A 23629-nucleotide genomic window follows, 5' to 3' on the forward strand; every position below is an offset into this window, starting at 1 on the left:
CGGCGCGGCCGGTGGAGGTGCAAGGCGAGGGAGGAGGTTTCTGGGGGCGGTTGATCCCTCCTCCCTCTACCAGCGGAACTGACATGTCCAAAGGCTTGCGGGTTCCTTCGGACCAGCGCGGCTGGCGCGTCGATCCTTAAGCGGTTCGACCGGTCAGATCAACATCGAACCGAACCGTTCGGTCAATTGTGGATTTCGAACGGTCGGCGGTGTTAGGATTGCTTGCCTGCCTGGGTGGATGCCGCGCACAGTGCGGCAGACATCGCGCCTCATTGCTCCTCCGATCTGATTGTTCATGGCTGCTTTACCGGACTTCGCCCACCAGTCGAGTGCCCAGCCTGCCGCCGGCCGAACGCCGGTCGGGCCCGGTGGTGGTGGAGCGGCATCCGCCCAGCCTGCACCGAAACGGGAGCAGATTCTGCGCGGCGCGCGCGAGGTGTTCCTCGCCTCCGGTTATGACGGAGCCAGCATGGGCGAGATCGCCCGCGTCGCCGGCGTCTCCAAGGGCACGCTCTATGTCTATTTCACCTCCAAGGAAGACCTGTTCGCCGCGCTGGTGACGGAGGAATGCAGCCGCACGGCAGAAGCCTGCTTTGAGCTCGACCCCGATGCGCCCACGGAAGCGACGCTGCGCGCCCTCGCCTCCCGCTATATCGAGGCCATGCTCGAGCCCGCCCATATCCGCACGGTGCGGATGGTGATCGGCGTCGCGGAAAAGCTGCCGATCATCGGCCGTGCCTATCTCGAAGCGAGCCAGGAGGCCGGCGTGCTGCGGCTGTCCGGTTGGCTGCGGGCGAAGATCGCGCAGGGCGAGCTCGCGATCGCCGATGTGGAGATGGCGGCGTGGCAGTTTGTGCTTGGCTGCCAGGGCAAGCTGATCATGCCCATGGTGTTCGGCGACCCTTCCCGCCCGGACGAGGCGGCCACGGCTCAGGTGGTCAACCACATGGTGGGGTCGTTCCTCGCCGCCTTCGCCGGCCCGCGGCTCGCGCCCTACGCTCCGGCGGGCACCGACGCCGCCAGCGCCGACAGCCCCTCGCGATAGGTCGGGTAGCGCAGGCCGCCGCCGATGAGCGCATGGAGCCGTTCATTGCGCACCCGCCGGTTATCCGCCCAGAAGGACAGCGCCATCGGCGACATGCGCGCGGACGCCTCCTCGAAGCGCTCGGGCGCCGGAGGTTCGACGCCGAGCAATTGCGCAGCCTCGCGCACCGGGGCGCAGGAGGGCGAGGGTTCGTCGTCCACCACATTCACCACCCCGTCGAAGCGCTGCGCCACGGCGGCGGCGATGGCGCCGGCGATGTCGTCGACATGGATGCGGTTGAACACCTGGCCCGCGCGCTCGATGCAGCGCGCGGTGCCGTCCGCCACGTCGATCAGCGCGTTGCGGCCGGGACCATAGATGCCTCCGAGCCGCAGCACCGCCACCGGACGCCCGGCACGGCGACCGAGCGCCTGCCAGCCGGCCTCCGCCTCGATGCGGCGGCGGGCGCGCGGCGCGGCGGCGGCGGTGGGGGCGCCCTCGTCGATCCACGCCCCGCCGGAATCGCCATAGACGCCGATGGTGGAGAGGTAGACCAGCGGCCCCTGCCCTTGCGCCAGGGCCTCGCCGAGCGGGCCGAGGAACGGGTCGCCCGCCTCCCCCGGCGCGGCGGAGATCAGCACCGCATCCGCGGCGCGGGCGGCGGCGAGCAAGGCCGGCGGGGCGTCACCGTCGAAGCGCAGCATCTCCATGCCGGCCGACGGCGCGCCCGTGCGGCTGGTGCCGATGCGGCGGGCGAAGGAGGCGCCATGCAGGGCGACGAAGCGCCGGGCGCAATAACCATGCCCGAGACAGAGCAGGGTGTGGGTCATGCGTGCTCTCCCGCTGAATCACTCAGGGCCAGTTGCCATTCCGCCCGCACCTCGGCGTCGGTTTCGCCCGCATGGGCAGCGCTGTGGGCGGCGAAGGCGGCGGCCGGCAGCAGCCGGGCGAGCGCCCACACCGCCGCGCCGCGCACCAGCGGATCGGTATCGCCAAGATGCCGCTCGGCCTCGGGCGCGAGGGTCCCATCGCCGGAATTGCCGATCGCCACCAGCACATTACGCAGGAAGCGGGCGCGGCCGATGCGCTTGACCGGGCTCTTGGAAAAGCGCGCGCGGAACGCGGCATCGTCAAGCCGCGCCAGTTCGGCCAGCGCCGGGGCGCGGTTCTCCTCCCGCGCCGCGAGCCGCGTTTCGCGGCCGAGCGCGGCGAATTTGTTCCACGGGCAGGCGGCGAGGCAATCGTCGCAGCCATAGATGCGGTTGCCGATCAGCGGCCGCAATTCGCGCGGGATGGCGCCCTTCAGCTCGATGGTGAGATAGGAGATGCAGCGGCGCGCATCGATGCGGTAGGGCGCGGGGAAGGCGTCGGTCGGGCAGGCGTCGAGGCAGGCGCGGCAGGAGCCGCAATGGTCGACCTCCGGCGCGTCAGTGGGAAGCGCGAGATTGGTGGCGATGGCGCCGAGGAACAGCCAGGAGCCCTTGTCGCGCGAGACGAGATTGGTGTGCTTGCCCTGCCAGCCGAGCCCGGCCGCCTGCGCCAGCGGCTTTTCCATCAGCGGCGCGGTATCGACGAACACCTTGACGGCGACCGTGCCCGGCGCGCCGGCGCGGGGCACGAAGCGCGAGGCGATGCGCTTGAGCTTGCCCTTGATCAGCTCATGATAATCGTCGCCGCGGGCATAGACCGAGATCGCCCCGCGCGTGCGGGCGGAAAGGATGGCGCGCGGGTCCTCGTCCGGCCCGTAATTCAGCCCGAGCATCAGCAGCGAGGCGACCTCCGGCCACATATTGGCCGGCGCGGCGCGACGTTCGGCCGTCTCCGGCATCCACGCCATCTCGCCATGCGCGCCATCCATGATCCACTCATAGAGGCGCGGCCCGGCATGGGGGATGGCGTCGGCAGCGGCGATGCCCATGGCGTCGAAGCCTTCCGCGCGGGCGAGCGCGAACAGGTGGTCCCTGGCCGCCTGCGGCGTCAGAAATCCAGATCCGCGTAGCACGGCGCCGGCGGCATGCCCGCCATGGTCAGCGCGAGCAGCGGCCGGAACGACGGACGCGACTTGATGCGGGCGTACCAGATCTTCGCTCCCTCATCTTCGTCCCAGGGCACGTCGCCGAGATAGTCGACGCTGGAAATATGCGCGGCGGCGGCGAGATCGGCATAGGTCATGCGGTCGCCGGCGAGCCAGTTCCGCGCCTTCAGCAGCCAGCCGATATATTGCAGATGATAACGGATATTGGAGCGCGCCGCGCGGATGGTGGCCATGTCAGGCGGACCACCGCCGAGTTCGCGCGGGGTGTAGCGCTTGTACACCTTCTCGCGCACCAGCGGCTCGGAGACTTCGGCGAAGAATTTGTGGTTGAACCAGGCGGAGAGCCGGCGCACCTCGACCCGCTCGCCAATATGAACCGGCAGCAGGCGCCGGTTGCCCAGTGCGCTGCCGCGCGTCTCGTCGAGATATTCGGTGATGGGGTCGATACCCGGCACCACGAAGCCGTCATCCTCCACCAGCACCGGCGTCGCGCCGGCGGGATCGAGCATGAGAAACTCCGGACGGCGCTCCCACACCCTCTCTTCGATCAGTTCGGGCTCGATGCCCATCTCGCTGAGGGCGAGACGCACGAGTCGCGAATGGGCGCAGAAGGGGTGGTGATAAAGCTGCATGTTCCGGGAGGGTTGTCGCGGACCGTGGGCGGGCGGCGCCTGAAATCGGTCTAGAAGGGATCGCGGCTCATCGCAAGCCATCGCGGCGTGAACAAGGCGGGTGCGGCTCTGCCGGGCGACGAACCCGGCCGGGCTTTTCGGGTTATGGTGTGCGAAGCGTTAACGGGGCAGGGAGAAACACCATGGAAACGACGGCCGGGTCCGGGCGTCCGCACGGCATCTTCATCTGGAACGAACTCAACAGCCGCGACGTTCCCGCCGCCAAGGCGTTCTATGCGGCGACCATGGGGTGGACGTTCGAGCCCATGCCGATCGAGGGCGGGCCGGATTACTGGATCATCCGCCAGGGTGAGGCCCAGATCGGCGGCATATTCCCTCTGCAGGGAGCCGAATTCGACGGCATTCCCGAGCACTGGCTGCCCTATATCGCGGTCGACGATGTCGATGCGCGCTGCGAGCGCGCCCTTGCCGCAGGCGGAACCGTGCTGCGCGCGCCTTTCGATGTGCCGGGGGTCGGCCGCATCGCCATCGTTTGCGATTCGCAAGGGGCGGTGGCGGGGTGGATGACCCCCAAAATGTGACCGGCAGGCAGACGCCTGCGCTGACTAACCTACCGTAACTTCGAATGATTCGGTCGATCCGTTACGGACGTGCCATATATGTGCCGTAATATGGACGGGCCGGCGCCTCGCCGCCGCCCCTTTTCGTTCACGCCTGCCCCAAGGGGAAGATCGCCACGATGCAGTTTCACATCCCGGTTCCCGCCATTCGCGCCTGCGGCTTCTCCCTTCGTGAAGGGAGCCCCGAATTCGACGATGTGGGAGCCGGGCTCGACGAGGCGGAAGCGCTGGGCGTCGATCTCGTGGAACTTCCCGTCTACGCCTGGCACCTGGTGGTGAACGGGCGCATCCTCGACAACCGGCTGAAAGACCTCGTCCGGGCGCTGGAGCGCCGGCGGCTCGGCTACAGCGTGCATGGCGCGCTCGCGGTCAATCTGATGGACCTGCCCGAGCGCCTGCGGCGCCATGAAGAGGTGCTGGCCGCCCATATCGAGATCGCCGCCGCCATCGGCGCGCAGAACCTCGTCATGCATTCCGGCTTCGTGCGCGATGCCGACGACGATATCGAAGTCGCCTATTCCCGCCAGCGCGACGCCCTTGCCCGCGCCGGCGACCTCGCGGCGGCGAAGGGGGTGACGCTGTGCGTGGAAAACATCTTCCGCTTCATCCATGCGCGCGAGACCGCGACCCCGGCCAAGCTTGCCGGCGAACTGGCGGCGATCGACCATCCCGCGGTCAAGGCGACGCTGGATGTGAGCCACGCCTATATTCGCTGCACCGATGCGCGGCTCGACCCGATCGCCGAGATGGCGGCGCTGGCGCCGCATATCGCGCATTTCCACCTGCACGATTCCTTCGGCCGCCCCAATGAGCGCCGGCCGGGCGATGTGTGGTACTACGACCCGGCCGAGGCGGTGGCCTTCGGCGAGGGCGATCTGCACCTGCCGATCGGCTGGGGTGGCATCGACTGGGACGCGGTGGTGCAGATGGTGCGCCCGCCCGCCGGCGCCGTCGCCATTCTCGAACTCAACCCCCGCCACTGGCGCGAACTGAGCGACCAGGTGCCGGTGCTGCGGGCGCTGGCCGGGCGCTTTCAGGCGGCGGTAACGCCGGCGACGTGAGCGCTCCCGCGCACGCGCCATCCCCTTGCCGGGCGAGGCTTTCGCCGCGCGCATCTTTTCCGCGCACGCTGCTTCTTGCGGCGGAAACGGCCGCCCCCTATATCGGCCCCGAACGGCGCGGATAGCGTCGTACCCGATTGTTTGGGGGCCGGTCCGGGGGCGCGGCACATCTGACCGTACCTCCCCGGGTGCTTCAAGAAGGTCCGGCCGGCCTGCCGGAAGGAGAAACACATGTCTAAAGTCATCGGCATCGATCTCGGCACGACCAATAGCTGCGTCGCGGTCATGGAAGGCTCGACCCCGAAGGTGATCGAGAACGCGGAAGGCGCGCGCACCACGCCGTCCATCGTCGCCTTTACCGAGGATGGCGAGCGCCTCGTCGGCCAGCCGGCCAAGCGCCAGGCGGTGACGAACCCCGAGCGCACCTTCTTCGCTGTCAAGCGCCTCATCGGCCGCCGCTACGAAGACCCGATGGTCGAGAAGGACAAGAAGCTCGTCCCCTACCAGATCGTGCGCGCCGACAATGGCGATGCGTGGCTGGAAGCGGACGGCAAGAAGTATTCGCCCTCGCAGATCTCCGCCTTCACCCTGCAGAAGATGAAGGAGACGGCCGAGGCCTATCTCGGCGCCAAGGTCGACAAGGCGGTCATCACCGTCCCGGCCTATTTCAACGACGCCCAGCGCCAGGCCACCAAGGACGCCGGCCGCATCGCCGGCCTTGAAGTGCTGCGCATCATCAACGAGCCCACCGCCGCCGCGCTCGCCTACGGCCTCGACAAGAAGTCGGCCGGCACGATCGCGGTCTACGACCTCGGCGGCGGCACGTTCGACGTGTCGGTTCTGGAGATCGGCGACGGCGTGTTCGAGGTGAAGTCCACGAACGGCGACACGTTCCTGGGCGGCGAAGACTTCGACATGCGGCTCGTCACCTATCTCGCCGACGAGTTCAAGAAGGAGCAGGGCATCGACCTGCGCAACGACAAGCTCGCCCTGCAGCGGCTGAAGGAAGCCGCCGAAAAGGCCAAGATCGAGCTGTCGAGCGCCTCGCAGACCGAAATCAACCTGCCCTTCATCACGGCGGACGCCTCGGGCCCGAAGCATCTGACCATGAAGCTCACCCGCGCCAAGTTCGAGGCGCTGGTGGACGACCTGATCCAGCGCACCATGGAGCCCTGCAAGAAGGCGCTCAAGGATGCCGGCCTCACCGCCGGGCAGATCGACGAGGTCGTGCTCGTCGGCGGCATGACCCGCATGCCCAAGGTGCAGGAGATGGTGAAGCAGTTCTTCGGCAAGGAGCCCCACAAGGGCGTCAACCCGGATGAAGTGGTCGCCATCGGCGCCGCGATCCAGGCGGGCGTGCTGCAGGGCGACGTGAAGGACGTGCTGCTGCTCGACGTGACCCCGCTCTCGCTCGGCATCGAGACGCTGGGCGGCGTGTTCACCCGCCTGATCGACCGCAACACCACCATCCCGACGAAGAAGAGCCAGGTGTTCTCCACCGCCGAGGATGGCCAGACCGCGGTGACCATCCGCGTGTTCCAGGGCGAGCGCGAAATGGCGGCGGACAACAAGCTGCTCGGCCAGTTCGACCTCGTCGGCATTCCCCCGGCGCCGCGCGGCGTGCCGCAGGTGGAGGTCGCCTTCGACATCGACGCCAACGGCCTGGTCAATGTCTCGGCCAAGGACAAGGGCACCGGCAAGGAACAGCAGATCCGCATCCAGGCCTCGGGCGGCCTCTCGGACGCCGACATCGACAAGATGGTGAAGGACGCCGAGGCGCATGCCGAGGAAGACAAGAAGCGGCGTGCGGCGGTCGAGGCGAAGAACCACGCCGAGGCGCTGATCCACTCGACCGAGAAGTCGCTGGCCGAATATGGCGACAAGGTCGGCGCGGCCGAGAAGGCCGCGATCGAGACGGCGCTGGCCGATCTCAAATCGGCGATGGAAGGCAATGACGGCGAGGCGATCGCCGCCAAGACCAACACGCTGGCGCAGGCCTCCCTCAAGCTGGGCGAAGCCATGTACGCCTCGCAGCAGGGCGATGCCGGCAGCGCCGAAGCGCCGAAGGACGATGTGGTGGACGCCGAGTTCACCGAGGTCGACGACGACAAGAAGAAGTCGGCCTGATTCCTCTCTGAGCGCCGCCCCCGGATCTCGTTCCGGGGGCGGATTTCTTTCCGTGGCCGCGCCGCCGGTGGCGCGCCGCCACGGGTGGCGTTAAGCCCTTCACGCAGGCGCAGCGCCCGGGCCCTTCCCGGCAAGCTTCCTGCATGGCGGCCCGAACCGCCCGCCGCAGGACGCGCCGGCGGCGGCCAAGGATGCGACGGCACAGCGACCCATGTCCAAACGCGACTATTACGAACTCCTCGAAGTCACCCGGACCTGCAGCGACGGTGAGCTGAAAAGCTCCTACCGCAAGCTCGCCATGAAGTGGCACCCGGACAAGAACCCCGGCAACAGCGACGCCGAGCTGCGCTTCAAGGAGATCAGCGAGGCCTATGACGTTCTGAAGGACCCGCAGAAGCGCGCCGCCTATGACCGCTTCGGCCACGCCGCTTTCGACGGCGGCATGGGCGGCGCCGGCGGGCCCGGCTTCGGCTCCGACTTCGCCTCGACCTTCTCCGATATTTTCGACGATCTGTTCGGCATGTCGGGCGGCCGGCGCGGTGGTGGCGGCGGGGGACGCGGCGGGCGCGAGCGCGGCGCGGACCTGCGCTACAACATGGAAATCACGCTGGAGGAGGCGTTTGCCGGCAAGGATGCGACCATCCGCCTGCCGACCTCCATCACCTGCGAGAGCTGCTCGGGCAGCGGCGCCAAGCCCGGCACCCAGCCCACCACCTGCCGCACCTGCTCCGGCTCCGGCCGCATCCGCCAGGCGCAGGGCTTCTTCACCCTTGAGCGGACCTGCCCGACCTGCCAGGGCCGCGGTCAGGTGATCGAGGACCCGTGCCCGGCCTGCGCCGGCGCCGGCCGCACCACCAAGGAGCGCACGCTGGAAGTGGCGATCCCCGCCGGCGTGGAAGACGGCACCCGCATCCGCCTCGGCAATGAGGGCGAGGCCGGGGTGCGCGGCGGCCCGCCGGGCGACCTCTACATTTTCCTCTCCCTCGCGCCGCATGACTTCTTCCAGCGCGATGGGGCGGACCTGTTCTGCCGCGCGCCGATCTCCATGGTCACCGCCGCGCTGGGGGGCACCTGCGAGGTGCCGACCATCGACGGCGAAACAACCAAGGTGAAAATCCCTGAGGGCACCCAGTCCGGCAAGCGCTTCCGCCTGTCCGGCAAGGGCATGCCGGTACTGCGTAGCCGCACGCGCGGCGACATGTATGTGCAGGTCGTCGTCGAAACGCCACAGAACCTGACGCGACGTCAGCGTGAACTTCTGGCGGAATTCGATGCGGAATGTTCAAAGGACACGCATCCCGAATCCAGCGGCTTCTTTGCCAAGGTGAAGGATTTCTTTGCCGGCGACGCCGATTAAGCCGCAAAACGTAATCGGCGCGTCATCGCGGGGCCTTAACAGGAGGGCTTGCGGCCTTTAGTGTCGCTCTCGGTCTCCTGCCGCCCCGCGCGCTCCTGCGTGCCGCGCCTTCCCGCCACGGCTTACCGGAATCGAAGTCGCATGCTCCATCGTTCTGCCGTCCCCTCGCCGAAAGAGCGCCCCGACGAAGTTCGCTTCCTCCAGTCCTGGCTGCAGAATCCGCTCCGCACCGGGGCGGTGTCGCCCTCGGGCCGGGCGCTGGCCCGCACCATGGCGAGCTATGTCGACCCCGCGCAGGACGGCCCGGTGATCGAACTCGGCCCCGGCACCGGCCCGGTGACCGCCGCGCTCATCGCCCGCGGCGTCGCGCCGGAGCGGCTGGTGCTGATCGAGTACAATCCGGAATTCTGCAAGCTGCTGCGGCTGCGCTTCCCCGCCGCCACCGTCATTCAGGGCGACGCCTACAACATGGCCCACACGCTCGACGGCCAGCTCGATCGTCCGGCGGCGGCTGTGGTCTCCAGCCTGCCGCTGTTCACCCGCCCGGCGCCCGAGCGCCACGGGCTGCTCAACCAGGCCTTCGGCCTTTGCGCGCCCCGCGCACCCTTCATCCAGTTCACCTATGCCGTCGTCTCGCCGGTGCCGCTGGCGCCGGAGCGGTTCGACGCCCATGTCAGCCAGCGCATCTGGGCCAACCTGCCGCCGGCGCGCGTCTGGGTGTATCGTTCCACCAAGCGCGAGGCCGCCGCGCCGGAGCTTGCCGCCATCAGCGCGTGAGGCCGGAAGCGCCGCCACCCCAGGAGGTTCTTCATGCGCCCGCCGCGTATCCTCACTTTCGCCGGCTCCATTCGCACCGGTTCCTTCTCCGCCAGCCTCGCCGCGCTGGCGGCCAAGGAACTGGCGCAGATGGACTGCGAGCCGGTGCTGCTCTCGCTCGCCGACTACCCGATGCCAATCTATGACGGCGATCTCGAAGCCACGGAGGGCGTGCCGCCGGCGGCCAAGCAGCTGCGCGACCAGCTTGCCCGCGCCGATGGCGTGTTCATCGCCACGCCGGAATACAATGCCGGCCTGCCGCCGCTGCTGAAGAACGCGCTCGATTGGGCGAGCCGCGTGCGCGGGGGTGAGGGCGACGCGTTCAAGGGCCCGGTCTATGCCATCGGCTCCTCCTCCCCCGGCGGGCTCGGTGGCTACCGCGCCTCGATGATGCTGCGCCAGACGCTGGCGCTGGGCCTCGGCTGCCTTGTGCTCGCCGAGCAGGTGATGGTGGCCGGCGCCTCCCACGCCTTCGACGCACGCGGCGACTTCACCGACGAGAAGGCGCGCGAAAGGTTGCGCGCGGTGATGACAGCGCTTATCGAGCAGGCGGCGCTGCGGGCGGGTCTGCGCGCCTGAACGAGACGGCGTCTTCCCCTGGAAGGCGCGAGCGCGGAGACCGTCTGCATGCACGCCCCTGTTCCCGATCCGCGCGACCGGCTCATCGTAGCGCTCGACCTGCCCTCGGTCGGGGCGGCGGAAAGCGTGATTTCCCGGCTCGGGGACAGCGTGAATTTCTACAAGATCGGCTATGAGCTCGGCTTCGCTGGCGGGCTCGGCCTCGCGCGCGAGCTGATCGCCGACGGGCGCAAAGTGTTCATCGACTTCAAGCTGCACGATATCGGCAACACGGTGGCGCGCGGGGTGGCCAGCCTCGCCGCGCTCGGCGCCAGCTTCGCCACCGTGCACGCCTACCCCCAGACCATGCGCGCGGCGATGGAAGGCAAGGGCGCCAGCCCGCTGCGCATTCTCGCCGTCACCGTGCTCACCTCCTATGACGAGGCCGATCTCGGCGAGGCCGGCTATGGCGCCGGCGTCGCGGAGACGGTCGCCCGCCGGGTGACGCAGGCGCGCGAGATCGGCATTGACGGCATCGTCTGCGCGCCGACCGACGCCGCGTCCGTGCGCGCCGCGCTGGGGGCCAAGGGCGCCATCGTCACCCCCGGCGTGCGCCCGGACGGCAGCGATGTCGGTGATCAGAAGCGCATCGCTACGCCCTTTGCCGCCATCCGCGCCGGGGCCGATCATCTTGTGGTCGGGCGCCCCATCGTCGCCTCGCCCGATCCCGCCGCCGCCGCCCGCGCGGTGCAGGCCGAGATCGCCCGTGCGCTTTCCTGAACCGACGCAGAAGGACCGACCCCATGGCCAAGGGCTACTGGATCAGCCGCCTCGATGTGCATGACACCGAGGGCTACAAGCCATATCTGCAGGGCGCGGAGCCGGCCATCGCCGCCTTTGGCGGGCGCTTCCTGGTGCGCGGCGGCACGCCGGAGGCGCTGGAAGGCACCGCCCTGTCGCGCAATGTCGTGGTGGAGTTCAAGGATTACGACACCGCGCTCGCCTGCTTCCACTCGCCGGAATACCAGGCCGCCTATACTCACCGCGTCGCCTCTTCGGACGGCGATCACCTCATCATTGAGGGCTATGCGGGCGACCAGCCGGCTTCCGGGACGATCAAAGGCCCAGCGGACGGGCCCGGCACGGGCTATTGGGTGATGCGGATCGACGTGCACGACATGGAGACCTACAAATCCTATGTCGCCGCCGACGCGGTCGCCATCGCCAAATATGAGGGCTGGTTCGTCGTGCGCGGCGGCCGGCATGAGGGGGTGCACGGCACGGCGCGCTCGCGCAATGTGCTGGTCGCGTTCAAGGACCTGGCCACCGCCCTCGCCTGCTATCACTCGCCGGAATATCAGGCCGCCCTCGCCTTCCGCAGCAAGGCGGCGGTAGCGGAAGTGATCGCCATCGCCGGGGTCTGAGAGCGGCGCCTCAAGACCTCACGCGGCTTTGTCGCGCCCCGCGCCGCGCACCGGTGGACAAGGCGGGTGAGTCCTGCTATGTGCCCTCACCCTGATTGGCTGCCCGTCGTCCCGGAGCTCCGGAACACCCGCGTCAATCGCCAGAATTCAACGATGCGCGACACGCGAAGCACGAAAGAGGAAGACACGTGCAGGTTCTCGTTCGGGACAACAACGTCGACCAGGCCCTGAAGGCGCTGAAGAAGAAGATGCAGCGCGAGGGCATTTTCCGCGAGATGAAGCTGCGCGGACACTACGAGAAGCCGTCCGAGAAGCGCGCCCGCGAGGAGGCTGAGGCCGTCCGCCGCGCGCGCAAGCTGGCCCGCAAGCGCGCCCAGCGCGAAGGCCTGCTGCCCTCCAAGCCCAAGGTCGTTCCCGGCGGCCCGCGCTGAGACGACGCGGCGCGTCCCCTCGCGGGACGCACGTTTTGAGCGCATCCCAAGCGCGGTGACGCCTGTCGCCGCGCTTTTTGCGTTGGAGAGTCCGCGTTTTGAGTACCCCTGTGCCGACCACCCTCTCGGACCTGCGCGCCGTCCCGGCCTTCGCGCCCGTCGTCGCCGATCGGGTCTGGCGCGCGTGGTGGGAGGGAAAAGGCGTGCCGCTCGGCGACCTGCGCGCCCGGCTGGACGAGAGCTTCGGCACGGACCCAGTGCCCTCCACCTTTGTCGCCCATGAGGGCGACCGCTTTCTCGGCTGCGTCGCGCTGATCGCCTGCGATGTCGAGGAGCGTCCCGCGCTGACGCCCTGGGTGGCGGCGCTGTGGGTGGAGCCGGAAGCCCGCCGGCAGGGCATCGCGGCGGCGCTGATGGCGCGGGCAGCGGAAGCGGCCTTCGCCGCCGGCCATCCGCGCGTCTATCTCGCGGCGGAGCCGGCGCTGGCGCCCTATTACGCGGCGCGGGGCTGGACGCTGGTCGAATCCAATGTCGACGGGCTGGAGATTTTCGCCCGGCAGCGCACCTGAAAGCGCCGCCGCCTATTGGCGGTTATAGGGGATCGTGTATTCCCCGGCGCGGATGCGCTCGGCCAGACGCTCGGCAAAGCCGGCGGCGGCCTCCTCGCCATAGGTGGCGACCATGGAGCGAATGGCGGTGAACAGCGCCGCCTGCGCCAGACAATCCTCGTCCAGCCCGTCATAGACGGCTTCGTTCCACGCCTCATCGAGATAGGCGAGCGCGGCATGGCGCTCATCCTCATGGGCCTGGTCGGCCTTGTCGTCGATGTCGAGCGTTTCAGGATGCTGAGACAAACCAAATCCTCCGCGTGCCGGTCTTCCGCCCCGCGGGGCACGCAACGCCCGAACCTTAGCATGCCGTGCCGGCACGTCCGCCCAAGAATTGAAGGACGGTTAATTTGCCGCGGCATAAAAGCGACAGCTGTGACATAATCGTACGCCCGTGGCGGCGAAGTTGCTCAGTTGCTGCCGTAGCGCGTCGCCACGTCGCGGGCGAGCTTGGCGCCGGTTTCGAGATAGCGCTGGCTGGCGAGTTCCGCCGAGGGCGTGCAGGTTCGATAGACTTGGCGATAGCTTTCATAGCCATTGTTGAAGGCGGCGGTGAGCTGGCCGCGCCGGTCGCCGGACGGCGCCTCCACATCCAGCAGGCCCTGCATCTCGTCACGCCAGCGCGCGGTTTCCGCCGCGCCGCAGAGCGGACGCAGATAATGCAGCGCGCCGAGGATTTCCGCGAGATGCATGAGGTCCGCCTCATAGGGCGGCGCGCCGCCCTGCGTCGCCTGCGCCGCCGCCGGCAGCGGGGCGAAGGTGAAGCACGCCAGCAGGGCGAGCAGGAGGGAACCGGGCGCGGGGCGTCGCATGAAGCTGGGATGCGCCGCCGCCGCGCGGGCGTCAAGAGGCCCGGCGCCGCTATTGCGCCTCCGGCACATCATCCGCCTGCGCCAGCAGAAAAGCCGCCTCTACGATTCCGGCCAGCCCTTCGGTGGTTTCCGCCGGCAGTGCGGCGGGCAGGAACCAGCCGACTTCCGCCGCCTCCGGCCCGGTCGAAGGTTCGCCCGCCACCCAGCGCGCGGCATGGCTCACCACGACGAAATGGGCGGTCAGCATGCCGTCCTTATCGCGCGGCAGGATGTCGAGCGCGCCTGCGACGCCGAGCACCTCGCAGGCAACGCCCACCTCCTCCATCACCTCGCGCGCGGCCGCCTGCGCCAGCGTCTCGCCGGGCTCCACCCGTCCGCCGGGCAGCGTCCACAGCCCCTTGGCCGGCGCGTTGCCGCGCCGCGCCAGCAGCACCCGCCCCTCGCGGAAGACGGCGGCGCTGGCGGCGAGCACGGGACGAACGGGCATGGTCATGAACGGGTCTCCGGCCAGGGAATCGCGGCTCATCCTAGCCGGTTTTGCCCGCCTTCCCGAGGGCACGCGCCCGAAAGGAGCCGCAATCGCGGCCGAAGCTGGGAGGCTTGGAAGCAGAGGGGAACAGGGGGGACATCATGAGCGGGACGGGCCAACGCGGCGCGCATGCGGGACATTTCGGCAAGACCGCCCTGCTTCTCGCGGGGGCGATGCTCCTCGCCAGTCTGCCGGCGGCCGCGCAAACAGCCGCGCCCGGCACCAAGCCGGCGACGCCGGACCCGAAGAGCGACCCGCTCTGCGCTTCCTATGGCGCCGGCTTCGTCCGGCTGGCCGGCTCCTCCACCTGCGTGAAGATCAGCGGCAGCGTGCAGGGCGATTTCTACGCCACCGATGTGAACAGTGCTGGCCGGGTCGACGCGCTGACGCCGGGGCTGAAGAGCAAATAGGCGGCACGGCCGAAGCCTACGCCGCTCAGCGCCCGCGTGCGGCGAAGTACCGGGCGATCACCTCCGCGAAGACACGGGTGAGCGCCGCCACCTCCTCGACCGGCGTCGCCTCATCCACCGCGTGCATCGAGGTGCCGACCAGACCGAATTCGATCACCGGGCAGAAATCCTTGATGAAGCGCGCGTCCGAGGTGCCGCCTGTCGTCGAGAGTTCCGGCCGCCGTCCCGTCGTCTGCGCGATCGCCGCCACCACGAGATCGACGAATTCGCCCGGCGCGGTGAGGAAACTGTCGGACGAGCGCGGCTCGAAGGCGAGGGCGTAGCGCAGCTCATTGCCGGCAGCGGCGCTCAGCCGGCGGCCGATCTCGGCGGCCAGGGTTTCCGGCGTCCACAAATCGTTGAAGCGGATGTTGAAGCGGGCCCGCGCCTCGGCGGGAATGACGTTGAAGGCGGGATTGCCTACATCGACCGAGACGATTTCCAGGTTCGAGGCCTGAAAATGCGCGTTGCCGCCGTCGAGCGGCTCGGCCTTCAGCGCGGCGAGCAGCGTCACCATGCCGGGGATCGGATTCTCCGCGAGATGGGGGTAGCCGACATGGCCCTGCTTGCCCAGCACGGTGAGCGTGGCGGAAAGCGAGCCGCGCCGGCCGATCTTCACCATGTCGCCGAGTTCCACCCGCGAGGTCGGCTCACCGAGCACGCAATGGTCGATGCGCTCGTCGCGGTCGGCCAGCCAGCGCAGCAGCTTCTCCGTGCCGTTGATCGCCGGGCCTTCCTCGTCGCCGGTGAGGAGGAAGGAGAGCGAGCCCGGCAGCTCCGCGTGGTTGGGGTCATGGCCATGGGCACCGGCGAAATCGAGCCCGGCGGCGATGAAGGCGGCCACGCCCCCCTTCATGTCGACGGCGCCGCGCCCAAAGATGACGCCCTCATGGATCGCGCCCTCGAAGGGCGGAAAGCGCCACTGCGCCGCATCGCCGGGGGGCACCACATCGGTATGGCCGGCAAAGCAGAGATTGGGACCGCGCGTGCCGAAGCGGGCGTAGAGATTCTCCACATCCGGCGTGTCCGGGCTGGTCAGCGTCACCCGGTGGGTGGCAAAGCCGGCATTGGAGAGCAGCGCGTCGAGATAGGCGAGCGCCCCGCCTTCCGCCGGGGTCACCGAAGGGCAGCGGATCAGCGTGCGCAGGATGTCGATCGGATCGGCGGGCGGCTGGGAGGGTGCGGTGGTCGTCATGCATGTTCCTCTCATCGTCATCCCGGACGGCCACAGGCCGATCCGGGATCGCCATACCGACGGCATGCCCCGGCTGCCGCGCGCGATCCCACCTCTTCGCTACGCTTCGGCCGGGATGACGGTCAAGCGGAAGCGCGAGGAACCCCCGCTCAGTCGCGCAGCAGGTCGTTGATCGAGGTCTTGGAGCGGGTCTGTTCGTCCACGCGCTTGACGATGACTGCGCAATAGAGCGAAGGGCCCGGCTGGCCATTGGGGAGCGGCTTGCCGGGCAGCGCGCCGGGCACCACGACGGAATAGGCCGGCACCTCGCCGACGAAGATTTCGCCGGTGGCCCGGTCGACGATCTTGGTGGTGGCGGAGATGAACACGCCCATGGACAGCACCGAACCGCGGCGGACGATCACACCTTCCACCACTTCCGAACGGGCACCGATGAAGCAGTCATCCTCGATGATGACCGGGCCGGCCTGCAGCGGCTCCAGCACGCCGCCAATGCCGACGCCGCCGGAGAGATGCACATTCTTGCCGATCTGCGCGCAGGAGCCGACGGTGGCCCAGGTATCGACCATCGAGCCGGAATCGACGCGGGCGCCGAGATTCACGAAGGACGGCATCAGCACCACATTCGGCGCGATGAAGGCGGAGCGGCGGACGATGGCGCCCGGCACGGCGCGGAAGCCCGCGGCGCGGAACTCGCCCTCGCCCCAACCCTCGAACTTGGAGGGCACCTTGTCCCACCAATGCGCGCCGCCGGGGGCGCCGGGAATGGCGGTCATGTCATTGAGGCGGAAGGAGAGCAGCACCGCCTTCTTGAGCCACTGATTGACCGTCCAGTTGCCGTCCGCGCCCGGCTCGGCGACGCGCGCCTTACCGGCATCGAGCAGCGCCAGCGCCTCGTTCACCGCGTGGCGGATCTCGCCGCCGGTCTCGAAATTGACCTCCGCCCGGTTGTCAAAGGCGGTTTCGATGATGCTCTGAAGCTGGCTCGACATGTCATTCTCCGCTGTTCGCGGGTCTTGTCCGGTCGCGCGGCGCTTCTGTCAACGGCCGAGTCGCCTCAGGCGCTTCGCAGGCCGTTCAGGAACGCGGTCAGGTCGTCGGTCACCACGTCGATATGGTCGCCATCGCGGCCCTCATGTTCCCACGCCTCGCGGTCGGCGGGGTTCACGGCAAGGCCCGGCGGCACCACCAGCACGGTGCGCATGCCGAGCTGCGCCGGCACTTCCAGGTTCCGCGCGAGGTCCTCGAACATGGCGGCGCGGGCGGGGTCCACGTCGAAGCGGGCGAGGAAGCCGCGATAGGCGATCTCGTGCGGCTTGGGGTGGAATTCCGAGGAGACGATGTCGTGCACATCGGCGAAATGCTCGGAAATGCCGAGCTTGGCCAGAATCTGCTCGGCATGGCCGCGCGAACCGTTGGTGTAGACCAGCTTGCGCCCCGGCAATGCGCCGAGCGCCTCCCCGAGCGCGGGGGCGGCCTCCAGGCTGGTCAGATCAATGGCGTGGACATGGGCGAGGAAGGCATCCGGGTCCATCGCGTGCTCGATCATCAAGCCACGCAGCGAGGTGCCGTATTTCCGGTAATAGCCCTTCTGCAGCGCGAAGGCCTCGTCCAGCGTCAGGCCGAGGAAATTGGCGATATAGGCGCGCATCTTCATGTCGATCTGCCGCCACAGGTCGAGCCCGGGCGGATAGAGCGTGTTGTCGAGATCGAACACCCAGGTGTCGACATGGGAGAAGTCGACAGGGGCGGCGGTGAGCGCGGAGGGGGGCGACAGGGAAGCGGACATGCGGCTGTTCTAGCCGAAACGGTTCCGGCCGTCATGCCCGTGCCGGCAGCGTGGGATGATGGACGCCCCCGGGGAGAAGCGGGGCGGCAGCGCGCCGCCCCGATCCATTCACGCCTGGCTGGCGGCCTTGGTCTTCAGCGCCGCCTGGGCGGCGGCGAGACGGGCGATCGGCACGCGGAAGGGCGAGCAGGACACATAGTCGAGCCCCACTTCCTCGCAGAAGGCGACCGAGGCGGGGTCGCCGCCATGCTCGCCGCAGATGCCGAGCTTGAGCTTCGGGCGCACGGCGCGGCCGCGCTCGGTGGCGATCTTCACCAGCTCGCCCACGCCCTCGGTGTCGATGGACACGAAGGGGTCGACCTCGAAAATACCCTTGGCGATGTAGGTGCCGAGGAACGTGCCGGCATCGTCGCGGGAAATGCCATAGGTGGTCTGGGTGAGGTCGTTGGTGCCGTAGGAGAAGAACTCCGCCGTCTCCGCGATCTCGCCCGCCTTCAGCGCCGCGCGCGGCAGCTCGATCATGGTGCCCACCTGATATTCCAGCGTGGTGCCGGTCTCGGCCTCCACGCGCTTGGCCACCGTGTCCATGTCGTGCTTGACGAGGTCGAATTCGCGCTTGCCTGTTATGAGCGGCACCATGATTTCCGGCACCACCGGCTTGCCCGTCGTCTTCTGCGCCGCCACCGCCGCCTCGAAGATGGCGCGCGCCTGCATCTCGGCGATTTCCGGGAAGGCGATGGCAAGACGGCAGCCGCGGAAGCCGAGCATCGGGTTGAACTCGTCGAACTCCCGCTTGCGGGCGGCGAGCTTGGCCGCGCTGACCCCGAGCCCCTGCGCCACCTCGGCGATATCCGCCTCGGTGTGGGGCAGGAATTCGTGCAGCGGCGGGTCGAGCAGACGGATGGTGACCGGCAGCCCGTCCATGATCTCGAACAGTTCCTTGAAGTCCGAGCGCTGGGCGGCGAGCAGCTTGGCCAGCGCGGCGCGGCGGCCCTTTTCGTCATCGGCGAGGATCATCTCGCGCACGGAGCGGATGCGGTCGCCCTCGAAGAACATGTGCTCGGTGCGCGAGAGGCCGATGCCCTCGGCGCCGAAATTCTTCGCGGTGCGGGCGTCAAGCGGGGTCTCGGCATTGGCGCGCACCTTCAGCCGGCGCACGCCGTCGGCCCAGCCCATCAGCGTGGCGAACTCGCCGGAGAGTTCCGGCTGCAACGTCGGCACCGCGCCGGCGATGACCTGGCCTGTGCCGCCGTCAATGGTGAGGATGTCGCCCTTCTTCAGCGTCACCCCGCCCGAGGTGAGCGTGCCGGCGGCATAATCGACACGGATGGTGCCGGCGCCGCAGACGCAGGGCTTGCCCATGCCGCGCGCCACCACGGCGGCGTGCGAGGTCATGCCGCCGCGCGTGGTGAGAATGCCCTGGGCCGCGTGCATGCCGTGAATGTCTTCCGGCGAGGTTTCGATGCGGACCAGGATGACCTTGCGGCCCTGGGTCTTCAGCAGTTCCGCCTCGTCGGCCGAGAACACGATCTCGCCCGAGGCGGCGCCGGGCGAGGCCGGCAGGCCCGCGCCGATCACCTTCTTGTCGGCCTTGGGATCGAGCATCGGGTGCAGCAGCTGGTCGAGGGCGGCGGGATCGACGCGGCCGATCGCTTCCTCGCGGGTGATGACGCCGTCATGGGCGAGTTCCACCGCGATGCGCAGCGAGGCCTTGGCGGTGCGCTTGCCGGAGCGGGTCTGCAGCATCCACAGCTTGCCGCGCTCGACGGTGAATTCGAGGTCCTGCATGTCGCGGTAATGGCCTTCGAGCACGCCGGCGATGCGGACGAACTCGGTATAGACCTCCGGCAGCGCCTTCTCCATGGAGGGCTTGTCGGAACCCGCGCCGATGCGCGCGGCCTCGGTGATGTTCTGCGGCGTGCGGATGCCGGCCACCACATCCTCGCCCTGGGCGTTGATGAGGAACTCGCCATAGAGCGCGTTCTCGCCGGTGGAGGGGTTGCGGGTGAAGGCGACGCCGGTGGCGGAGGTCTCGCCCATATTGCCGAACACCATGGCCTGCACGTTCACCGCCGTGCCCCAGCTCTCGGGGATCTGGTGCAGGCGGCGATAGACGATGGCGCGCTGGTTCATCCAGGAGCCGAACACGGCGCCGATGGCGCCCCAGAGCTGGTCGTGCGGGTCCTGCGGGAAGGGCTTGCCCAGCTCATGCGCCACCAGCGCCTTGTAGCGGGCGACGATTTCCTTCCAGTCCTCAGCCGACAGATCGGTGTCGAGGCTGTAGCCATGGTCGCCCTTGAAGCCGTCCAGCACCTCCTCGAAATGATGGTGCGGGAAGTCCAGCACCACGTTCGAATACATCTGGATGAAGCGGCGATAGCTGTCATAGGCGAAGCGCGCATCGCCGGAGGAGGCGGCCAGCGCCTCGACGGTCACGTCGTTCAGCCCGAGATTGAGCACCGTGTCCATCATGCCGGGCATGGAGGCACGCGCGCCCGAGCGCACGGAGACGAGCAGCGGGTTGGCGGGATCGCCGAAGGTGCGGCCGGCAAGCTGCCCGACATGGGCCAGCGCTGCGTCGACATCCCCCTTCAGGCTGTCCGGATAGACGTTGCCATGGGCGTAATAATAGGTGCACACCTCGGTCGAGATGGTGAAGCCGGGAGGCACCGGCAGGCCGAGATTCGACATTTCCGCGAGGTTCGCGCCCTTGCCGCCGAGCAGGTTGCGCATCTCCGCCGCACCCTCTGCCGTCCCGTCGCCGAAGGTGTAGACCCATTTCGTCATTTCGGATGCCCTGTTGGGTGGGGCCACAAAGGCGCCCGACGCCGTGATGGAAATTCAGCCCTGGCTGAAATATACGCAACGCCAACGGGTTGAGACTGGCCCCGCAAAAGGTCCCGCGCCTTTTCCCACAAATGGTCTAGCGTCTTGAGGTCTTCCCTTCAATCCATCATTCGCAGTTGCGTCATGAACTTTGTGCCATGCGCCAAAGGTGGGGCGCGCGGGCGATTGCGGGGCGGCTGCGGTTCAGGCACGCTCCGCGCGCCGGCAACCCCCAAGCCCCGAGGGCGACTTCCATGAATACGACATTGACGCGACTGGCCCCGCACATTCTCAGCCTGCTGCGCATCATGGCGGCGCTACTGCTGCTCCAGCACGGCACCACCAAGGTGCTCGGCTTTCCCGCCACGCAGATGAGCGGCATCAGCCTCACCTCCATGCCCGGCATTGCCGGCATCATCGAGCTGGTCGGCGGCGCGCTGCTGCTGATCGGGCTGTTCTCGCGCCCGGTCGCCTTCATCCTCTCGGGCATGACGGCGGTGGCCTATTTCCTCGTCCACGCGCCGAAGGACTTCTATCCCATCCTCAATGGCGGCGAACTGGCGGCGCTGTACTGCTTCGTGTTCTTCTACCTCACCTTCGCCGGCCCTGGCCCGTGGAGCGTCGACGCGCTGCGCGGCGGCGAGCGGGGCTGAAAGCCCGTCAGCCCTGCCCGGCGGTCCGGGCAGGGCCTCACGCGTTCACGGGCTGAGGTTCAACAGCTGAGGCTCACAGGCCGAGGCGCTGGCCGATATTGTCGACCCCGCCGGGGCCGAGCAGGCCGACAATGCCGATGAAGATGAGATAGATCGCGACGATGAAGTTAAGCAGGCGCGGCATCACGAGGATGAGGATGCCGGCGATGAGCGCGACGATCGGCTGGATGGCGACGATATTGATGTCCATGGAACGCTCCGCTGGGTGGTAGCGACATAAGCCGCGCCCCGGCAGGATGGTTCCGCCGTTGGGTGTGCGCAAGCGGGGAAGAACCCAGAGGCCCCTGCGCTGCCGCGCATCACACCGTCATCCTGAGGTGCGCGCGCAGCGCGCTTTGAGGGATGGTGCGCGGCGGCCCCACAGAGATGTCTTCGCGCCTGCGTGCTTCGAGGCCGCCCGTGCCGGGCGGCACCTCAGCATGACGGGCGGCCTCGAAGCGAGAGGCCGCCCCGCTACCCCTCGATGCGCTCGAAATCGGCGATGGAGCGGGTGGCGGCGCGGATGTCGGCGAGCAGGCGCAGGCGGTTGACCCGCAGCGCCGGGTCTTCCGCATTCACCGTCACCTTCTCGAAGAAGGCGTCCACCGGCGCCCGCAACTGCGCGATCAGCGCCATGGCGGCCTCGAAATCCTCCCGCGCCAGCGCCTGTTCGATCTGTGGGCCGAGCGCGGCGATGGAATCGGCCAGCGCCCGCTCCTCCGGCTCGTGCAGCAGCACCACATCGACGCCGCCCTCGTAAGCGACGCCGTCCTTCTTTTCCTCGATGCGCAGGATATTCGCCGCGCGCTTGGTGCCGGCGAGCAGGTTCTTGCCGTCCTCGGTGGCGAGGAACCGCCCCAGCGCCTCGACCCGCTTCACCACGAGCAGGAGCTCGTCCTGGAGTCCCTGCTTCCCTGTCGCGCCTTCGGCGCTCCCCGCCTCTTGGCCAAGCGCAAAAACGGCATCGACGAGATCGTGGCGTGCGCCGGCCTCGCGCAGATGGACCTTCAGGCGGTCAGCGAAGAAGGAAAGGAGGTCGGGCTCAGCGAAGTCGCCAAGCTTCAGCGTAAGCCCGTTCTCCAGCACGATCCGCACCACGCCCAGCGCCGCCCGGCGCAGCGCGTAGGGATCCTTGGAGCCCGTCGGCTTCTCGTCGATGGCCCAGAAGCCGGTGAGCGTGTCGAGCTTGTCGGCCAACGCCACGGCAACGGACACCGGCGCGGTCGGCACCCGATCGGTCGGGCCCTGCGGCTTGTAGTGCTCTTCCGCGGCCGCCGCGATGTCTTCGGGCAGGCCTTCCAGCCGGGCGTAATAGCGGCCCATCAACCCCTGCACTTCGGGGAATTCGCCGACCACTTCGGTGCGCAGGTCGCTCTTGGCGTAGAGCGCGGCCTGTTCCGCCAGCTCCGGGTCGGCGCCGACCACAGGGGCGAGCTTCCGCGCAAGACGAGCGATGCGGCGGATGCGCTCCAGCTGCGAGCCGAGCTTCTCGTGGAAGGTGACGTTGCCGAATTTCGCCAGCCGGTCTTCCAGCGGCACCGTCGCGTTGGTCTTCTTGTCGGTCTCCCAGAAGAACTTGGCGTCCGACAGCCGGGCGCGGATGACGCGCTCATTGCCGGCGATGATCGCTGCGCCGCCATCGTTGGCGGCAAGGTTCGACACCAGCACGAACTTGTTGGCGAGGCGCCCGGTGGCGGGGTCCTTCAACACGAAGCACTTCTGGTTGGCGCGGATGGTGGCGCGCACCACCTCGTCCGGCACGTCGAGAAAGGCCGGGTCGAACGACCCCATCAGCACGACGGGCCATTCCACCAGGCCGGAAATCTCGTCCAGCAGGCCGGCATCCTCCACCAGTTCCAGCCCCTGCGCGAGGGCGAGGTCCTTGGCGTCGTTGAGGATGATGTCCTTGCGCCGCTCGCGGTCCACAACCACGAAGGCGGCCTCCAGCTTGGCCATCCAGTCTTCCAGCCGGCGCACGCGGATCGTGCCCTCGGAGAGGAAGCGGTGGCCGCGCGTGGTGTCGCCCGAGCGAAGGCCGTCGATCTCGAAGGCGACGATCTCCGGCTCCTCGGTCTCGGGGCCGAAGGTGCACAGGATGGATTGCAGCGGCCGCACCCAGCGCAGCGCGTTCGGGCTGGTCGAGCCCTTGCCCCAGCGCATCGACTTCGGCCAGGGGAAGGCGCGGATGACGGCGGGCACAATCTCGGCCACCACGTCCGGCGTCGGCCGGCCATGTTTGTGAAGGCGGGCGACGTAGAACTCGCCCTTCTTCGGGTCGCTCTCGATGCTGGCCTGCTCGATGGAGGCGAGCCCGGCGGCTTTCAGGAAGCCGTCAATGGCGCCCTGCGGCGCGCCGACGCGCGGGCCCTTGCGCTCCTCATGCGTATCGGGCTGCTGCGCGGGCAGGCCGTGCACGGCCAGCGCCAGCCGGCGCGGGGTGACGAAGGCCTTGGCGCCCTCATAGACGAGGCCGCGCTCGACCAGCGCATCGGTGACGAGCTTGCGCAGGTTCTCCGCCGCGCCGGCCTGCATGCGGGCGGGGATTTCTTCGCAGAACAGTTCGAGCAGGAGATCGGGCATGGCGCTGCGTCACGTCGGCTGGCGGGCGGCGCCGTGCGGCGCGCGCCGTTGCGGGAAGGTCGGC

25 protein-coding genes are annotated in these 23629 nt (G+C 68.6%); 13 read left to right on the forward strand and 12 right to left on the reverse strand.

The annotated features are described in order from the left end of the window. Positions 1-295 precede the first annotated feature (295 nt). On the forward strand, positions 296-1045 hold the full coding sequence (locus tag K9D25_RS04690) for a TetR/AcrR family transcriptional regulator (RefSeq protein ID WP_244379802.1): 750 nt from the start codon (positions 296-298) through the stop codon (positions 1043-1045). On the opposite strand, the gene K9D25_RS04695 is transcribed toward K9D25_RS04690, so the two are convergent. Genes K9D25_RS04695 through K9D25_RS04705 form a run of 3 tightly spaced genes read right to left on the reverse strand, consistent with a single transcriptional unit; the run spans position 994 to position 3691 of the window. Further along, positions 994-1854: an NAD-dependent epimerase/dehydratase family protein gene (locus K9D25_RS04695; RefSeq protein ID WP_244379803.1), complete on the reverse strand. Its 861-nt coding sequence runs from the start codon at positions 1852-1854 to the stop codon at positions 994-996. The two genes, K9D25_RS04690 and K9D25_RS04695, sit on opposite strands and share 52 nt — an antisense overlap. After that, positions 1851-3026, reverse strand: a complete 1176-nt coding sequence (queG, locus tag K9D25_RS04700; RefSeq protein ID WP_244379804.1) for a tRNA epoxyqueuosine(34) reductase QueG — start codon at positions 3024-3026, stop codon at positions 1851-1853. Before queG ends, K9D25_RS04695 begins: the two co-directional genes overlap by 4 nt. Then, positions 3002-3691: a glutathione S-transferase family protein gene (locus tag K9D25_RS04705; RefSeq protein WP_244379805.1), complete on the reverse strand. Its 690-nt coding sequence runs from the start codon at positions 3689-3691 to the stop codon at positions 3002-3004. Before K9D25_RS04705 ends, queG begins: the two co-directional genes overlap by 25 nt. A gap of 182 nt (positions 3692-3873) precedes the next feature. Between K9D25_RS04705 and K9D25_RS04710 the strand changes: the two genes are divergently transcribed. The 10 genes from K9D25_RS04710 to K9D25_RS04760 all read left to right on the forward strand — a co-directional run bounded on the left by K9D25_RS04710 (position 3874) and on the right by K9D25_RS04760 (position 12654). Further along, a complete protein-coding gene (locus K9D25_RS04710) occupies positions 3874-4272 on the forward strand; it encodes a VOC family protein (RefSeq protein ID WP_244379806.1) in 399 nt (132 codons plus the stop codon). Positions 4273-4430: 158 nt separating this feature from the next. After that, a complete protein-coding gene (locus tag K9D25_RS04715) occupies positions 4431-5372 on the forward strand; it encodes a sugar phosphate isomerase/epimerase family protein (protein WP_244379807.1) in 942 nt (313 codons plus the stop codon). A 231-nt stretch (positions 5373-5603) separates the two neighbouring features. Next, positions 5604-7499 carry a molecular chaperone DnaK gene (gene dnaK, locus K9D25_RS04720; protein ID WP_244379808.1) on the forward strand — a complete coding sequence of 632 codons (1896 nt, stop codon included), beginning with the start codon at positions 5604-5606 and terminating at the stop codon, positions 7497-7499. Between the two features lie 211 nt (positions 7500-7710). Continuing rightward, positions 7711-8856 carry a molecular chaperone DnaJ gene (dnaJ, locus tag K9D25_RS04725; protein WP_244379809.1) on the forward strand — a complete coding sequence of 382 codons (1146 nt, stop codon included), beginning with the start codon at positions 7711-7713 and terminating at the stop codon, positions 8854-8856. Between the two features lie 141 nt (positions 8857-8997). After that, the gene (locus K9D25_RS04730; protein ID WP_244379810.1) at positions 8998-9633 is read left to right on the forward strand and encodes a class I SAM-dependent methyltransferase; all 636 of its coding nucleotides are present in this window, start codon (positions 8998-9000) and stop codon (positions 9631-9633) included. 33 nt (positions 9634-9666) lie between these two features. After that, positions 9667-10251, forward strand: a complete 585-nt coding sequence (locus K9D25_RS04735) for an NADPH-dependent FMN reductase (RefSeq protein WP_244379811.1) — start codon at positions 9667-9669, stop codon at positions 10249-10251. A 48-nt stretch (positions 10252-10299) separates the two neighbouring features. Continuing rightward, positions 10300-11010, forward strand: a complete 711-nt coding sequence (gene pyrF, locus K9D25_RS04740; protein WP_244379812.1) for an orotidine-5'-phosphate decarboxylase — start codon at positions 10300-10302, stop codon at positions 11008-11010. Positions 11011-11033: 23 nt separating this feature from the next. Next, the gene (locus K9D25_RS25045; protein WP_432207910.1) at positions 11034-11654 is read left to right on the forward strand and encodes a DUF1330 domain-containing protein; all 621 of its coding nucleotides are present in this window, start codon (positions 11034-11036) and stop codon (positions 11652-11654) included. Positions 11655-11842: 188 nt separating this feature from the next. Further along, positions 11843-12085 carry a 30S ribosomal protein S21 gene (gene rpsU, locus K9D25_RS04755; protein ID WP_018388665.1) on the forward strand — a complete coding sequence of 81 codons (243 nt, stop codon included), beginning with the start codon at positions 11843-11845 and terminating at the stop codon, positions 12083-12085. Between the two features lie 98 nt (positions 12086-12183). Continuing rightward, positions 12184-12654 carry a GNAT family N-acetyltransferase gene (locus K9D25_RS04760; RefSeq protein WP_244379813.1) on the forward strand — a complete coding sequence of 157 codons (471 nt, stop codon included), beginning with the start codon at positions 12184-12186 and terminating at the stop codon, positions 12652-12654. Between the two features lie 12 nt (positions 12655-12666). Here the strand turns inward: K9D25_RS04760 and K9D25_RS04765 are convergent, their stop codons facing one another. The 3 genes from K9D25_RS04765 to K9D25_RS04775 all read right to left on the reverse strand — a co-directional run bounded on the left by K9D25_RS04765 (position 12667) and on the right by K9D25_RS04775 (position 13998). Beyond that, a complete protein-coding gene (locus K9D25_RS04765) occupies positions 12667-12939 on the reverse strand; it encodes a hypothetical protein (RefSeq protein ID WP_244379814.1) in 273 nt (90 codons plus the stop codon). A gap of 164 nt (positions 12940-13103) precedes the next feature. After that, on the reverse strand, positions 13104-13505 hold the full coding sequence (locus K9D25_RS04770; RefSeq protein WP_244379815.1) for a TIGR02301 family protein: 402 nt from the start codon (positions 13503-13505) through the stop codon (positions 13104-13106). A gap of 49 nt (positions 13506-13554) precedes the next feature. Further along, the gene (locus K9D25_RS04775) at positions 13555-13998 is read right to left on the reverse strand and encodes an NUDIX hydrolase (RefSeq protein ID WP_432207911.1); all 444 of its coding nucleotides are present in this window, start codon (positions 13996-13998) and stop codon (positions 13555-13557) included. 137 nt (positions 13999-14135) lie between these two features. On the opposite strand from K9D25_RS04775, the gene K9D25_RS04780 reads away from it, so the two are divergent. Further along, positions 14136-14444 carry a hypothetical protein gene (locus K9D25_RS04780; RefSeq protein WP_244379816.1) on the forward strand — a complete coding sequence of 103 codons (309 nt, stop codon included), beginning with the start codon at positions 14136-14138 and terminating at the stop codon, positions 14442-14444. A gap of 25 nt (positions 14445-14469) precedes the next feature. Here K9D25_RS04780 and dapE read toward each other — a convergent pair whose 3' ends face one another. The 4 genes from dapE to ppdK form a co-directional block, all read right to left on the reverse strand. After that, a complete protein-coding gene (gene dapE / locus K9D25_RS04785) occupies positions 14470-15678 on the reverse strand; it encodes a succinyl-diaminopimelate desuccinylase (protein ID WP_244379817.1) in 1209 nt (402 codons plus the stop codon). A 149-nt stretch (positions 15679-15827) separates the two neighbouring features. After that, positions 15828-16670, reverse strand: coding sequence for a 2,3,4,5-tetrahydropyridine-2,6-dicarboxylate N-succinyltransferase (gene dapD / locus K9D25_RS04790; protein ID WP_244379819.1), 843 nt, complete (start codon positions 16668-16670; stop codon positions 15828-15830). A gap of 65 nt (positions 16671-16735) precedes the next feature. Then, positions 16736-17467: a pyrimidine 5'-nucleotidase gene (locus K9D25_RS04795; protein ID WP_244379820.1), complete on the reverse strand. Its 732-nt coding sequence runs from the start codon at positions 17465-17467 to the stop codon at positions 16736-16738. Positions 17468-17575: 108 nt separating this feature from the next. Further along, on the reverse strand, positions 17576-20254 hold the full coding sequence (gene ppdK, locus K9D25_RS04800) for a pyruvate, phosphate dikinase (RefSeq protein WP_244379822.1): 2679 nt from the start codon (positions 20252-20254) through the stop codon (positions 17576-17578). 293 nt (positions 20255-20547) lie between these two features. Between ppdK and K9D25_RS04805 the strand changes: the two genes are divergently transcribed. Beyond that, positions 20548-20946, forward strand: coding sequence for a DoxX family protein (locus tag K9D25_RS04805; protein ID WP_244379823.1), 399 nt, complete (start codon positions 20548-20550; stop codon positions 20944-20946). Positions 20947-21019: 73 nt separating this feature from the next. Here K9D25_RS04805 and K9D25_RS04810 read toward each other — a convergent pair whose 3' ends face one another. Next, positions 21020-21196, reverse strand: coding sequence for a DUF3096 domain-containing protein (locus tag K9D25_RS04810; RefSeq protein WP_244379825.1), 177 nt, complete (start codon positions 21194-21196; stop codon positions 21020-21022). A 263-nt stretch (positions 21197-21459) separates the two neighbouring features. Further along, complete coding sequence (gene glyS / locus K9D25_RS04815; RefSeq protein WP_244379826.1) at positions 21460-23565, reverse strand: glycine--tRNA ligase subunit beta; 2106 nt, start codon at positions 23563-23565, stop codon at positions 21460-21462. Positions 23566-23629 lie beyond the last annotated feature (64 nt).

Origin of the sequence: Ancylobacter polymorphus (assembly GCF_022836935.1) — a bacterium.
In the GTDB taxonomy this organism is placed as follows: domain Bacteria; phylum Pseudomonadota; class Alphaproteobacteria; order Rhizobiales; family Xanthobacteraceae; genus Ancylobacter; species Ancylobacter polymorphus_A.